Raw genomic sequence first — 15,094 nt, forward strand, 5'->3', positions numbered from 1 at the left:
GAGCCTCTCGTCAATTTATCTTTTTAAAAAGATACTTTTTTGAAAGGTATTGTTTTACTACTTTGAAATCAAGTATCTTTTCTAAAAGATATTTTTGACTCGCTATATAGCCCTAATGGAATCCATACTATGCCAGACCATGTCGCCAAACTTTTACAACAGTGGCAAACCGTTCGTCCTGAACTCGACACAAGCCCAATGGGCATTATTGGTCGCATTGGACGTATGGAAAAGTTTCTACTTCCCGAAATAGAAAGCATTATTCACCAGCATGGCATGACCCGTATCGAGTTTGACTTAATGGCCACCCTACGCCGCGCCAATGGCCCGCTCACACCAACAGACCTTTACAAAACTACTATGCTGTCTTCCGGTGCCGTGTCTAGCAAGCTAGATAAGCTGGTTGAAAAGCAATGGGTTAAACGTCTCGTGAACGAAGAAGATCGTCGCAGCTGCCGAGTCGTTTTGACGAAGGAAGGACTTAGGATTATCGACCCGGCTGTTGATGCGCACCTTGAAAACCAAAAAAAACTCCTCGAAAGCTTAACCTTCGAGGAGCAACAGACTTTGGGAAACCTACTGGCCAAATGGCTTGGCGAGTATGAAAATCAGCGTTGAATTAATTCAACGTACTTAGCGCAGCATAGCGTTCAGTGGCGGCCATATCGACTGCACGCTTCAATGCGTCTGGTGTTTGATACACTTGCGTGATGAATTTCTGGTCTTGTACTTGCTTTGCGTCCAAGTAATCATGCTCTACTAACCAGCCTTTTAAAGCGTCTTGATCCAGCTGACCATCAGGAAGCTTCATCTTATTCATATCCTCTTCGGATAACTGCGCTACCGCTCCACCAGGCAAATAAATTGCACCCGTAATAAAGTCGACACCAAATGCGACAACCCCAGGAACAAACCAGAACAATAATCCCAAGGCATCTAACGCCACCACTCCAAGATCCAGCTTACCGCCGTTCTGCCCCTGACGCTCTGGATAAATCAACGTACCACATGCAGCCAACTGTGAAGCAATTAGAGAACCAACAACGACCTTAGTCATCCCTTTCGATGTAATCTTCATGCGTCTCTCCTTTTGAAATTTGATGCTTTCAATGTGGCTTCATTCATAAAACTAATCAAGCAAGTCCTGTAACTTAGCTTTTATTTGCGTCTTTTAAGCACATTGCTTAGAGATCAAATCAATTTTCTGACAGTTGCTGTTCTAACTTATGGATTATGTATTTACCAATTGGAAAGGCGCTCGTCGCAGCTGGCGATGGCGCATTACAAACATGCAAAGTACGAGCACTGTGGGCAAAAAGAAAATCGTGTACCAGCTTGCCATCTTTCATCACTGCTTGTGCGCGAATGCCTGCAGGATAGGGCTCAAGATCTGACAACTGTACCGTTGGGCAGTACTTTTTGACTTCTTGTAAGTAGCCACGCTTATACCAAGAGTTATAGGTTTCTTTAAGACCGATTTTCCAGTAGTCCTTAATCAAGTGCCAATAGCCGGGGAAGCTCAACATGGCAGCCGTATCTTTTAGACTAACATTGATTTTTCCATAGCCTTCACGTTTCCATCCCTGAACAGCGTTGGGACCCACTGTGACGGTACCATCAATCATACGAGTCAGGTGCACACCAAGGAATGGTAGATCAGGATCTGGAATAGGATAGATAAGATGATTCACAATCTGATTATGATGCGGGCTTAGGTGGTAGTATTCACCTCGAAATGGCACAATCTGAAAATCGGTCTCGATACCCAACATTTTAGTCAGACGGTCGGCCATAAGACCGCCGCAAGAGATCAAATAGCTTGCTTGAAAGCCACCTCGATCGGTTTGAATGCTTACGCTGGCAGCGTCTTCACTTAAACCGGTAACCTTTGTCGCCAAGTGAACTTCACCACCAAGAGCCATCACTAATTCAGCTAATTTGTCACAAATTCGCTGATAGCTGACAATTCCAGTAGAGGGTACCCATAACGCCCCTTTACCGATCACGTTCGGTTCGCGTTGCTTAAGCTCCAACTGCGTTAAGCGATGTACTTCCAGATCATTGGTCTGACAGCGCTCATAAAGCGCATTCATCCGCTGTAGTTCAAGCTCATTTGTCGCTACTAGCAGTTTGCCGCATTCTTCAAACGGAATGCTATGAGCTTGGCAAAAAGCCTTCGTCGCCGCTGCGCCCTCTTTACAGAATTGCGCTTTTAAACTACCCGGTGCATAGTAAACGCCAGCATGGATCACACCAGAATTGTGGCTTGTTTGATGAGCCGCCACACGCTCCTCTTTCTCCAGTACGGCGACCTTCTTATGGGGATATTTCTGCAACAACTGCCACGCGGTGGACAGACCAACGATGCCAGCGCCAATGATCACAATATCATGCGTCATAGTCGATTTTTGGAGCATTACGTCCTCTCTTAATAAAATGAAAAAATTTTCTATTTTTCTAATAAAAACAATTAACTACAACGATAACTCTGCTTAAAGCGCTGTAATTGAAAGTTGCTCATTTACTCTCATCAGATTGTAATCATTCCGTACAAATACTTACAAAAAAGTGCACTTTTGCATCCTAATTCCTGTATTTATTTCCTGCCAGTCGGATTAAATTTAGAAAACTCTAATGCTATTTAGATGTGATCTAAAACGTCGCCTTGCTGCATGAACAATCTAACTCAAAGAAATAGTTGATCTCCGTAAGAGCTTCCAGAGCCCAACTTATCAGGAATGGAAATCATGGCTAAAAATCTTCCAACATACCCTAAACGCGCAGCCACTTTATCTCGACTTGAACCAAGGCTGATGTTTGATGGGGCGGCTCTGGTCGATGCCCAGCATGCAGTGGAACAAGACAACCATGATAGCATTCAGACATTGGAGAATAACTTCTACGCCCCCCCAGCAAAACTCTTTGCAACGGACCAACAGAACGACGCGCTTAATAGCGCGATAAACCTTGCTAGTACAACCATTCAAGATTACCTTGACCACGCGTCAGTACAAGAGCTGAGTCAATTTTTTGATTCGGGAAACCTTGCATCAGACAGCACCGATACGCTCGCAACACTCATAAAGCAATCCCTTTCTGATGGCTCATTGTCTACTTCTATTTCCTTAGTCAGCTATCAGACATTAGGATTAAATGTGGCCGCTTATGACGCTCAAAGTAACACCATTTACATGAATGAAGCTTGGTTAGGTGTACTGGATACAGACAGCGTTGCGGGTGTCTTGATAGAAGAGTTTGGTCATGCGATTGATCAACATTTATCAGACAATGATAGCTCTGGTGACGAGGGTTATTTGTTCGCTATTGCGGCTCAAAACCAAAACATCAGTGACGCCTTGCGCTCTCAAGCTAAGCTTGAAAATGACCATGGAACAATCATCATTGATGGCACCATTCGCCAAGTCGAATTCGCCAATTTTAACTTCGGCAACGCCTACGCCGTTGATACAACACAAGGCAACCTAGCGGAAAAAGAGCAGAATAGTATCGATTTCATCGGCACCTCTCTGAATATCGCAAACATTGACGACAAAACCGGCAACAATCAGTTTTCTGGGAACGATGTGGTGGTTGAGCTGACCATTGATGGCACCACTTACTATGGCTGGATCAGTCGACCTATTAAAACGCAAGGTATCGTACGAGGCTTCTATTTTTGGTACGACACAAACTTTTCTGATCTAAACAGTGCAACCGCCGACGGCAACACCGATGGCGACCGCAATGCCAACGACAACCAAGGTTTTGTACTAGTCGTTGATCAAGGTTACTTTGATGGCATTATCGGCAATGGTGCTACATCCGCCAGTTACAATGTGAGCAGCTCATCAGACCGTGTAGACAGTGCGGTTAACTCTCTCTTGGTTCCCAATAGCGGCCCTAATTTAACCCCCGATAGTTTGACGGTTAACGAAGATAGTAGTAACAATACTGGCAATGTGCTTGCCAATGATAGCGACCCTGATAACGATACCTTAACCGTGACTGGGTTTAGCATTACTGGACAAAATGGGCCTTTCACCCTAGGCGCTGCTTACAACATCAGTGGCGTCGGCAGTTTCACCTTAAATTCAGATGGTTCGTATAGTTTCACCCCCGATGCGGATTACAGCGGCAACGTACCGTTGATCACTTACACCGCTCAAGACCCAAGTGGCAACAGTGCCAGCAGTTCACTGTCTATTCGCGTAACAGAAGTGAATGACGCACCCAGTTCAAGCAACGATGCGGTAACTCTCTATCAGGACACTAGCGTGTTTTTGACCGTAGCGGATTTTGGCAGTTATTCTGATCCAGAGTCTGATCCGCTAGCCAGTGTAAAAATCACCTCTTTGCCGACACAAGGCACCTTGGAATATTTCAATGGTAGCGCTTGGCAAAGTGTATCGCTAAATCAGGAATTCACTGCTATTCAGTTGCAATCACGTTGGTTGCGCTTTACCCCAGACAGCAATGAATCAGGCAGTAACTACACGAGCTTAGGCTTTGCTGTATCGGATGGTCAGGACGAAAGTGCATCCAATTACACGCTAACCTTTAAGGTACTGGCTCAAGATGCCCCACCAAGCCTAACAAGCGATACCGGCACCACCGCCATCGAATCGGGCTATCAAGTCACGGGCACTAATATTTCGGGTAATGTGTTAAGTAACGATACAGGTCTTTCTTTAGCGATCAGCAGTATTGAAAGCCAAGACGCAGGCACTCAAAGTAACGTTTCGAATTCGGCCTCCATTGCCGGTTTGTATGGTTCATTAACGATCAATTCTGATGGCAGTTACAACTACACCGTTGATAACAGCCAAACCGATGTACAAGGTCTATTAACCTCTTCCAACACCCTGTCTGAGACTTTCTATTACCAAGTCACAGACAGCAACAATAAAACCGCAACCAGCACCTTAACGGTATCCATCAGCGGCACCAATGATGCGCCGACCGCTGTAAATGATTTCAATTTTATACAAGCGTCAAGCTCTGCGACAAACAATAGCTACGGCACAGCTACGGGAAATGTGTTAAGCAATGATATCGACGTGGACCAAGGCGATACATTAACAGTGCAGGGATTAGCGGGAGGCAGTGCAACAGGAACAACGGAGTCCAACACGGTACTGCAATTTACACAGCCCGGTAACAACGTTAAAGCCGACTATTATGTTTTTCTAGACAACAACGGATCAGCCGGTACGGCATTACTCGATAAAAATAACACTCAAATTCAAATTAGGAGTATTACTACCGTTAATGACATAACGAATATTGAGCTTTCAGGCCAAGTTAGCAACGCCGTTTTAGCCGATGGCACAACACTCTATTTTGCTAGCAAAGCAGATGGCTCTGCCTCTGGTGGGACTTCCACGATTACGACCAGCACCACTGTTGCAGCTACCACTATTACTGTTACCGGTCAGACTGGCTCTATCAGTGCAGGTATGACAGTTTCTGGAGATGGTATCCCCTCTGGTACAACAGTTGATAGTTACGACGCCAATACGGGGGCGATGACGCTTAATCAAGCCGTCTCATTATCCAATACAGCCTTAACTTTCTCCGCGCCAGCTAATACCGCGATCACAGGGCAATACGGTACGCTTACATTGCAAGCAAATGGCTCCTATACCTATGAGCTAACTAATGGCAGTCTCCCTGCCAATGCAGTCAGCAATGATATTTTTACCTATTCTATACAAGACGCTGCGGGGGTCTCTAGCAGCGCGACGTTAACTATTCAAATCGTGGGCTATAGTGGTTTTACGGCAACCAATGACAGTCTTACCGTTACTGAAGACACCACTTCCGATACCTTAAACGTCTTAGTCAATGACACCAATGACACATCGGTGTCTCAATTCACTTGGAATGGTGAAACCAAAAACGCTGGGGAAACCATTACGATGGCTGGTGTTGGCTCATTGTCCATTGCAAGTACTGGGGTGGTTAGCTTTACTCCTGCTAGCAATTACTCAGGTACAGTGCCATCAGCTACGTATGTCGCAAAAGATGGCAGCCTCAATTTAGCCAGCGCGACACTTGCGATCACTATTACAGCGGTGAATGATCTACCAACAGCCAGTGATGACAGTGTTACCACCACAAAAAATACCGCGATTCTGCTAGCCCAATCGGACTTTGGTCTTTATCAAGATGTGGAGTCGAACACCTTCGACCATATTCTGATAGAAACTGTGCCAACCAAGGGCACGTTGGAGTATCTCGATAACGACAATTGGACAACGGTGACAGCAGGGACAAGGCTGAGTTTAACCTTACTGCAAAACAGTGGCGTACGTTATACACCGCCAGCCAATGAATCTGGCAACGGATTGGCCACGTTGCAATTCAAAGTAAATGACGGCAGTGACTACTCGGCTAACAGTTATACCTTAACCTTCAACGTGACCGACGTGAATGTGCCGCCTGTGAACACGCTGGCCAGTTCATTCAGTTTAAATAGCTATGACACCTTGGAGCTTACATCTATTTCGGTCAACGATGCCGATGGCAACCTCTCATCAGTGGAACTGTCCGTTAGTTACGGTAGCCTTTCAGCTACCATTAGCGGTGCAGGCAGTATATCGAATAACGGTTCGCAAACGCTGACCCTGCAAGGCACGCAAGCTGAGATCAACAGCATGCTGGCATCGTTGATCTATACCCCAAGCTCTGACTATCGCGCTCAAGATGTACTGGTTATGACATCCACTGATAGCAGTGGTGCGCAGGATATTGATACCAGCACCCTCTCCATTAACGCGGACAATCGTGACTTAAGCGTGACGGGCTCTATCGTTAACGAGGCTTCACCTTATGTTTTATTTAAAGTCGATGGAGCGGCTGGTCAGTGGCTCACACTTTCGTTAAATGAAACCACCAATGCATCTGGTAATGCCACATTAGGGACGGATTTGTCCTTCGCTATGTCTTACTTCAATGGCACGTCTTGGCAGCAATATACCGGTCAAGCGGTGCAGATTCCAAATGGCAGCACGGAGCTACTGGTGCGCGCCAATGTATTTAACGACAGCGTATTTGAAAGCACAGAAGGCAGTTTTGAAACGGTGGCTCTTGTGGCAACCAATCAAGCAGGCACAGCGGCATCCGGCACCAGTCAAATTCTCGATAATGGTCAAGGCGATATATTCCTTGAAAGCAACCAAAGTTTTACTACGAATACCTCTGCTGATTCTGGCTATCCAAGTTATTTAGACGACGATCGAACTATTTCAATTAACTCAGTTTCCGTGAACGAAGCGTCACCTTACGCCGTTTTAACGGTGACTGGTGCAGCAGGGCAAGTGTTGGAACTGAGCTTGAATAATGGTACCGCGGCACAAGGTGACGACTTTGGAACGACACTGCAGTATTTTGATGGGGCCAATTGGCAGAATTATAACGGTACATCGGTCACCATGACGGACTCTACCCTTCTGCTAAGAACTGCAATTGTTAATGACTCGACATTTGAAGGCCAAGAAAGCTTTTCGGTTGGCGTACGTAAAATAGGTACGACAAGTTACCAATATGGCTTAGTCAATATTTATGACGATGGTACCGGTAGTCTATTTAATGAAAGCAACCAAAGTGGTACCGCGGATGGCAATGGTGCAGACGATGATCGCTCATTAAGCTTCAATGATATTAGTATCAATGAAGCATCCGACTTTGGTGTCTTTACGCTTTCCGGTGAGCGAGGTCAAACCGTCACTCTAGAACTGATTGAATCATCGGGCAATGGCTTTGCAAATATCGATGAAGCCCAAGTACTGAAAGTTTGGGATGGCCTAGATTGGGTTGATTACGACAATTCCGCGCTGCCAACATTTAATAATGATGGAAAAGTATTTGTTCGAGTAGATATTACGGCTGAACAAGATTCGGTCTTTGAAAAATCTGAAACCTTCCAGCTAAAAGCAACCCTTGCAGATAACGACCCATCAACATCCGAAACTCTAGCGAATAAAACCGGCACCGCGACTATCACGGATCAAGGTGATGGTGTGATTTTTCATGGCAGCTTTACAAATGGTGCGCCTAATACATCCAGCACCAATTTAGACGATGACCGCCCTACTTTCACTGTCGCTGATATCTCGGTGAACGAAAGTGCCGGTACCGCAGTATTTACTATTACCAAAACTGGCTCGACTGAATTTGCTTCTCAAGTGACGGTCAGCAGCCAAAACGACAGCGCTTTAAGCGGCAGTGACTACACGGCCCTGACAAACCAAGTCGTCAGTTTCACAAAAGACGAAACCAGTAAGCAAATCAGTATCACGATTAACGATGACAGCGATGTAGAAACTAGCGAAACCTTTAAGCTGATTCTGTCTAATGCGGTTGATGCGACGATTAGCGACGCAGAAGGTGTATCCACTATCGTGGACAATGATTCAGCGTCAAGCGACACAGATGCCCCTGCCATCACAGCAAATCAGAGCTTTAGTTACGCTGAGAATCAAAGTGTTGGCTATGTCATTGGTACCGTACTAGCTACCGATAATACGGCCGTCACAAGCTTTAGTATTACCTCAGGCAATACTGACGGTTACTTCGCCATCAACAACAGTGGCAACATTACCTTAACTACAGCAGGTGCCGCGGCGTTGGCGGCATCAAACGATTATGAAACCGGTGTCAACCAATTTACGCTGACCATCGAAGCACAAGATGCGGCAGGGAATAAAGCTTCTCAAACCGTGACTTTAAACGTTACCGATGTGGATGATGCGATCCCAGCGATTAATACCAATCAGAAGTTCAGTTACAGCGAGAACCAAACCAGCAATATCGTTATTGGTACCGTAACCACAGTTAACTCAAGCAAAGTCACTGGATTCAGTATTACCTCAGGCAATGACGCAGGCTATTTTGCTATTGATAGTGACGGCAAAATCACCTTGACCAATACAGGACTGGGAGCCGTTGCCGCCAATGACTTTGAGCTTACACCGAATAGCTTCGTATTGAATGTTCAAGCCAATTATGCCGGTGGTAGCACAACCGAAAGCATAACCATCGACGTTACTGATCTAGACGAGCAAGCTCCTACGATCACAGCAAATCAGAGCTTTAGTTACGCTGAAAATCAAAGTGTTGGCTATGTCATTGGTACCGTGCAAGCCAGCGACAATACAGCCGTCACAAGCTTTAGCATTACCTCAGGCAATCCTGACGGTTATTTCGCCATTGACAACAACGGTCAAATCACACTGACAGCCACAGGTGCCGCAGCCTTGGCGGCCTCGAACGATTACGAAACAGGAGATAACCAGTTTACCCTGACGGTTGAAGCGCAGGATGCTTCGGGCAATCAAGACTCGCAAACAGTTACTCTCAACGTAACCGATGTAGACGATGCGATCCCAGCTATCAATGCTAACCAAACATTCAGCTACAGCGAAAACCAAACCACTAATAAAGTCATTGGCACAGTAAGTACCGTTAACTCCGCAAACGTGACGGGCTTTAGTATTACCTCTGGCAATGATGCGGGGTATTTTGACATTGATAGTGACGGCAAAATTACCTTGACCAATATAGGCCTTGGGGCGGTCGCGGCCAATGACTTTGAGCTTACGCCGAATAGCTTCATCTTAAATGTTCAAGCCAATTATGCCGGTGGCAACACCAGTGAAAGCGTGACCATTAACGTAACTGATTTAGACGATCAAGCTCCTACGATCACAGCGAACCAGAGCTTTAGTTACGCTGAAAATCAAAGCACTGGCTATGTCATCGGTACGGTGCAAGCCAGCGACAATACAGCCGTCACAAGCTTTAGCATTACCTCAGGCAATCCTGACGGTTATTTCGCCATTGATAACAACGGTCAAATCACACTGACAGCCACAGGTGCTGCAGCCTTGACGGCTTCGAACGATTACGAAACGGGGGCTAACCAATTCACTCTGACGGTTGAAGCGCAAGACGCTGCGGGCAATCAATCGCCGCAATCAATTACGATTCAGGTTTCTGATTTACCTGAAGATCCTGTTTTACCAGAAGAGCCTGTTGTCCCTGAAGAGCCCGTTGTCCCTGAAGAGCCCGTTGTCCCTGAAGAGCCTGTTGTACCTGAAGAACCGGTTGTACCAGAAGAGCCTGTTGTACCTGAAGAGCCTGTTGAACCAGAAGAACCTATCGCTCCAGAAATCATTACAAATCAAGTATTTGAATTCTCTGATCCGGTAGAGGAAGGCACTGTTATTGCGACTGTAGAGGTTGTGACCACAACGAGCATTAGTTCTTTTGAAATAGACAGCGACAACAATTACTTCGTAATAAATGACGACGGTGAAATTAGTATTACTGAAGAAGGTGTTACTGCATTAGTTCAAGGCGATATCAACATCACATTGATCATTCGAGCGATAGATGAAACGGGAAACTGGTCAGAACCCGCAGTAATTTTCATTAAAATTTATAGTTTTAGACCAACCGCTACGCCTATAAATGTGCCTTTAACTTCTCCACTATCTGAAGCAGTTGAACCTAATCAGTTTGTACTCGACACCATAGCAGACTTCGCAGCACTAAGATCCAACCTAAATGACTTGGGTAATGTTCCAGTTGGAAACCAATTTATCGGAGCGGATATAAACGCCTTCGTGTTAAAAGCTGTCAACAGCTTTGCTCCTGAATTAAAAGAGCTAAGGCTTGAAAGCAATAGCAAAGATGCTGCGCTGGATCGATCCGATGTAATTCTGGGCACATCAATTGGCGAACCATCCACAGATTGGCAGCCAATTGAATTCAAGGTGCTACCCGATCAAAGCAATTCAGAGGAGCTAAATTGGCAAGATGAATACGATCCAAACTCCGTTAACGAGAATGCTGAGTCAAGCAGCGACACAACTGAAGATGATGGGCCAAAAGATACAGAAGCACTCACTATGCGCAGCTTCCAAAATCAGTTAGATGAGGCCTATACCGTTATGGCCTCGGGCTTAGAAATCTCGGCTATGATAGATGATGTTTCTCTTGATGATGCTTTTTTTCAACAACTGACTAGCACTTCAGAAGCTGAAACAGCGTCCTAGTAATTAGTACTAATCACTTTAATAAAGGCTAAATATGTCTCGACTTCACATGTTAACCAAGACCTTGATACTAGTGCCTCTGACGCTGATGGTCGTGGCCTGTTCTGTTTCACCAAAACAAATGACAGACAACGACATAAAAGAACGCGTCAGTCATGACCAAATGAAACTCTATGTAGAGCAAGAACTCATTTTTAAACCCATTTCTTTCAATGAGGCCGTCGCGCGAGCGCTTAAATACAATCTTGATTATCGTCTTAAGATGATGGAGAGCGCACTCAGTGCCGGTATCTTAGACATGGCGACTTACGATACTCTGCCACGGTTAATGGCATCAGCAGGTTACTCATCACGTAGTAATTACTCAGCCACCAACAGTATGAACATCGAAAATGGCATCATTTCACCCGCCTTTTCCACATCAGATGATAAAAGCCATACGACCGGATCTCTACAGTTTACCTGGAACGCTCTAGACTTTGGCATGAGCTATTATCGTGCTCACCAACGTGCGGATGAATTTTTGGTCTCCGAAGAACGCCGTAAACGAGTGGCACAAAATATTCTAATGGATGTTCGATCAGCCTATTGGCGAGCCGTGGGGGCACAACGTTTGCTGCGTAAAGCGAATGATCTTAACACTCGCGTACATCGTGCGCTTCTGCTGTCTCGTGAAGCGGAAACACAAGGACTGATGCCGCCACGAGAAGCACTAACCTATCAGCGACTGTTATTGGACTCGGTGGCTTTGATTGCTGCGCGCCGACAAGAGCTGTCCTTCGCCAAGCGTGAATTGGCCGCACTCCTAAACATTACACCAGGTACTGATTTTAGTGTCGTAGAACAACAAGAAACCAGTCTTATGCCCGTTCCTTACAATGTGTCAGAACTTGAAGAGTTCGCCATTAGCAACCGACCTGAATTAAAAGAAGAAGACTATCGACGACGTATTACCGCCTTTGAAGCGAAGCGTAATTTCGCCTCACTGTTGCCAGGAATCAGTTTTAATACAGGCATTAACTATGACTCCAACTCTTTCAATTACAATGAGTCTTGGGTCGATACGGGCGTTCAACTAAGCTATAACCTACTTTCGCCACTTTCTATCCCAGCTATTAGAGGCGCAGGGAAAGCCCGTGCAATGAATGATGAGGCACGCCGTTTATCATTGACTATGGCGGTGATCACGCAGGTACGTCTGTCTATTGAGCAGTATCGCCTGTCTCTTAATAAGCTTGAAATAGCTCGCCAATCAAACTTAGTGGATCAACGTCTCGGCGCCTACGCCCAAGCCGCAGCCAACAATCAATCGGACACTGAGCTTGAATTAATTCGTGTGCAGACACGTGCTCTAAACTCTGAATTTGAGCGATATGCAGCGTATGCTGAAGCTCAAGCCGCCTTTGGCCGAGTGTATAACTCGCTCGGTTTAGAGGTCGTGCCTGAAGGCTTCGAAAGCTTATCCATCAGCGAACTAGCAAGCCAAGTTGAAAGTCACACTCGTGCAGTGCAAGAAGATGTATTTGCGGTTAAAACCATGACAGCTTTACAATCGAGACCCATCGAGTTGCGCGTCCAACTGCCACAAGCTCAGCAATCACTAAGCAACTTACATGCTGTCCAAGCTCGTGTTATTGAAGCACTAATGCGCAATGGCATCTCTGTTAGCAAAGCCAATCAACCATTACAGCTAGATCAAGAACGCCCTCTACTTGTTGTCTCACTTGAGACGGATAACGCTAGCAATTCTAAGTGGTCTCTGGAAATGATTGATACTATGGGCAAGCAAATTGGCTACCAGCAATATCTGCAACAGATCACGGGGACCTACTCAATTGCACAGATGTTAGGCGAATCCGAAGCTGCTGTATTGGCCAACATACCTTCTATACAACAATGGCTAGAAGCTCAATCTTGGTCGTTAAATGCCAGCCATATAACTCAAGCAGGCAGTAACCTATGATTTCACTAAAGCAACTTACTATTATTTCTCTTATGGGTGCAAGTTGGTGCAGCGAAGCACAGGAAGCATTGTTGACTGACGTAAACGTGCGCGTTTTGCTTGAACCTAAGATTGAGACGCAATTAATGAGTCCGATAGTAGGCCAAGTTGTGAAGCTGAATGCTCAACTCGGACAAGCCGTACGTCACAATGAAGAACTGATTCGCTTTAACTGCGATGAGCCACAAGCCAAACTCGCCATCGCTAAAGCAGAATTGGCTTCGGCTCAAATCAACCTAGATGCCAAGCAGCGCCTTCAAAAACTTCAGCAAGCAGGAGATATCGAGGTCAAATTGGCCGCCAACGCGGTACAAGGAGCTAATGCCCAATTGACGCTGGCACAAGCCCATGTTGAACAATGCTCTATCAAAGCTCCCTTTAATGGATTTATTGTCAGTATTCAGACTGCACCTTATCAAGGCGTTGTGCAATCAGATCCGTTGCTAGTACTGGTTTCTGACGAAAGTCCGAAAATACGCTTTAATGCACCAGCAAACTGGGTAGGCTGGCTAGCTAAAAAACAAGATTTCCAAGTTCAAGTGGATGAGCTTGGTGAAGTGTTCGATGCTCAAATTTCTGCGATCAATGCTCGCTTAGATCCTGTTAGCCAAACCCTTGAAGTTGAAGGCAGCTTTAAAAAACCGAGCCAAATGCTGCTTCCTGGCATGAGTGGCACAGCTAGCTTTTCTGGTCGCACACAATGAGTTCGCAAAAAACTCAATCAGGGCCTAACTTACATAGCCTGTTGAATTTGCAACAGGAGGTCCTTTCGGTAACTCAGCGAGAAGAGCTGTATTTTAAAATCGTTAATGACAGTCTAAAGCTGGTTCAATACGACCAAGCCGTTTTATTTACTCATAACCGCCTTGGCAAGCCAATCATTCGGGCTATTTCAGGTCTAGTAACGCCTGTTGAAAATACGCCCTTTAGTCAGTGGTTAACTCGCATTAATCAGCAATTCTCTGAACATGCCCCCACCAGTAGCATGATCAATGCCGATCAAGTGACAGCAAACGAACAAGCTTCTTGGGCAGAATGGTGGTTGGCTTATAGTGCGGTAGTTCCGTTAAAATTTAATCAGCAAACTGTTGGTACCTTGTACCTCAACCGTGAAGAACCCTTTAGTTCCCATGAGTTAAAATCCTTAGACTTAATCGCAAGTCATTACGCTTATGCTGTACACACGTTACAGTCACGTATTCGACAAACAAAGCCCTTGAGCGCATATCGTAAGCAATGGTTGATTGCTGCAGTCTTCTCAATTGGTCTGCTATGCCTACCGATTCAGCTGAGGGTTTCCGTGCCCGCTCAGGTTATGTCGCAACAGGAACAAGTCGTAGCGTCGCCGCTAGACGGGGTCATCGCAGAGATTGTCATAGAGCCTAACAGCTACGTGCAACAAGGCGATTTATTGTTCCGCTTGGACGACAGCGTGTTACGCAACGAATACAACGTAGCGCTACAGAACCTAGCGGTGACTCAAGTAGAGGCACGAACAGTAGAGCAACGAGCGTTTCGTGATAGCCAAAGTAAGGCTGATCTGGCTCAAATGAAAGCCAAGATCGAAGAAAAACAGGCAGAAATTCAACTCTTATCTGAACAGCTTGCTCGCACTGATGTACATGCTAACTTTGATGGCTTTGCTATTTTTAATGATAAGAATGATTGGTTAGGTATCCCAGTGAAAACAGGGGAACGGGTGATGACACTCGCCGCCAGTGAGCCACTGGGTATACGCGGCTGGATTCCAGTGCAAGATGCGGTTGCTCTAGAAAACGGTAGCCAAGTGACACTGTATTTGACTAGTCGACCTGAGAGCAGCTTCGCCGGAGAGCTGACCTCACAAAGTTTTCAAACCAGCTTGTCGCCAAATGGTTTGGCCTCTTATCAGTTTGAAGCAAACCTAGTAGAGCAATCGCCATTGACGATTGGCGCCAGCGGTACCGCCATCCTTTATGGTGAGCAAGTATCCCTAGCCTATTTTATTTTCCGCCGTCCTCTCGGCTTTATCCGTCAGTGGTTGGGTATTTAA

At 45.8% G+C, this 15,094-nt stretch carries 7 protein-coding genes; 5 read left to right on the plus strand and 2 right to left on the minus strand.

Features of this window, described 5'->3' with window-relative positions; all coding sequences use genetic code 11:
- Positions 1 to 129: 129 nt before the first annotated feature.
- Complete coding sequence (locus ASC49_RS00750; protein WP_055461299.1) at positions 130 to 618, plus strand: MarR family winged helix-turn-helix transcriptional regulator; 489 nt, start codon at positions 130 to 132, stop codon at positions 616 to 618.
- Between the two features lies 1 nt (position 619).
- Here the strand turns inward: ASC49_RS00750 and ASC49_RS00755 are convergent, their stop codons facing one another.
- Together ASC49_RS00755 and lhgO are read right to left on the minus strand one after the other, a co-directional pair.
- Entirely contained in the window at positions 620 to 1,078 is a 459-nt protein-coding gene (locus ASC49_RS00755; protein ID WP_055461300.1) for a hypothetical protein, read from the minus strand.
- Positions 1,079 to 1,196: 118 nt separating this feature from the next.
- Positions 1,197 to 2,417 carry an L-2-hydroxyglutarate oxidase gene (gene lhgO, locus ASC49_RS00760; protein ID WP_245624596.1) on the minus strand — a complete coding sequence of 407 codons (1,221 nt, stop codon included), beginning with the start codon at positions 2,415 to 2,417 and terminating at the stop codon, positions 1,197 to 1,199.
- 330 nt (positions 2,418 to 2,747) lie between these two features.
- Between lhgO and ASC49_RS00765 the strand changes: the two genes are divergently transcribed.
- From ASC49_RS00765 to ASC49_RS00780, 4 genes are read left to right on the plus strand one after another with little or no spacing between them, the layout of a single operon-like run.
- Positions 2,748 to 11,060, plus strand: a complete 8,313-nt coding sequence (locus tag ASC49_RS00765; protein ID WP_162265189.1) for an Ig-like domain-containing protein — start codon at positions 2,748 to 2,750, stop codon at positions 11,058 to 11,060.
- A gap of 34 nt (positions 11,061 to 11,094) precedes the next feature.
- Entirely contained in the window at positions 11,095 to 13,023 is a 1,929-nt protein-coding gene (locus ASC49_RS00770) for a TolC family protein (protein ID WP_055461302.1), read from the plus strand.
- A complete protein-coding gene (locus ASC49_RS00775; protein ID WP_055461303.1) occupies positions 13,020 to 13,766 on the plus strand; it encodes an efflux RND transporter periplasmic adaptor subunit in 747 nt (248 codons plus the stop codon). Before ASC49_RS00770 ends, ASC49_RS00775 begins: the two co-directional genes overlap by 4 nt.
- Complete coding sequence (locus ASC49_RS00780) at positions 13,763 to 15,094, plus strand: HlyD family efflux transporter periplasmic adaptor subunit (protein WP_055461304.1); 1,332 nt, start codon at positions 13,763 to 13,765, stop codon at positions 15,092 to 15,094. Before ASC49_RS00775 ends, ASC49_RS00780 begins: the two co-directional genes overlap by 4 nt.

The organism is Marinomonas fungiae, from assembly GCF_001418205.1.
Taxonomy (GTDB): domain Bacteria; phylum Pseudomonadota; class Gammaproteobacteria; order Pseudomonadales; family Marinomonadaceae; genus Marinomonas; species Marinomonas fungiae.

Excerpts from the sequence above, each read along its gene's own strand:
- ASC49_RS00750 (WP_055461299.1), top strand. The coding sequence starts at position 130 with ATGCCAGACCATGTCGCCAAACTTTTACAACAGTGGCAAACCGTTCGT.
- ASC49_RS00755 (WP_055461300.1), bottom strand. The coding sequence starts at position 1,078 with ATGAAGATTACATCGAAAGGGATGACTAAGGTCGTTGTTGGTTCTCTA.
- lhgO (WP_245624596.1), bottom strand. The coding sequence starts at position 2,417 with ATGCTCCAAAAATCGACTATGACGCATGATATTGTGATCATTGGCGCT.
- ASC49_RS00765 (WP_162265189.1), top strand. The coding sequence starts at position 2,748 with ATGGCTAAAAATCTTCCAACATACCCTAAACGCGCAGCCACTTTATCT.
- ASC49_RS00770 (WP_055461302.1), top strand. The coding sequence starts at position 11,095 with ATGTCTCGACTTCACATGTTAACCAAGACCTTGATACTAGTGCCTCTG.
- ASC49_RS00775 (WP_055461303.1), top strand. The coding sequence starts at position 13,020 with ATGATTTCACTAAAGCAACTTACTATTATTTCTCTTATGGGTGCAAGT.
- ASC49_RS00780 (WP_055461304.1), top strand. The coding sequence starts at position 13,763 with ATGAGTTCGCAAAAAACTCAATCAGGGCCTAACTTACATAGCCTGTTG.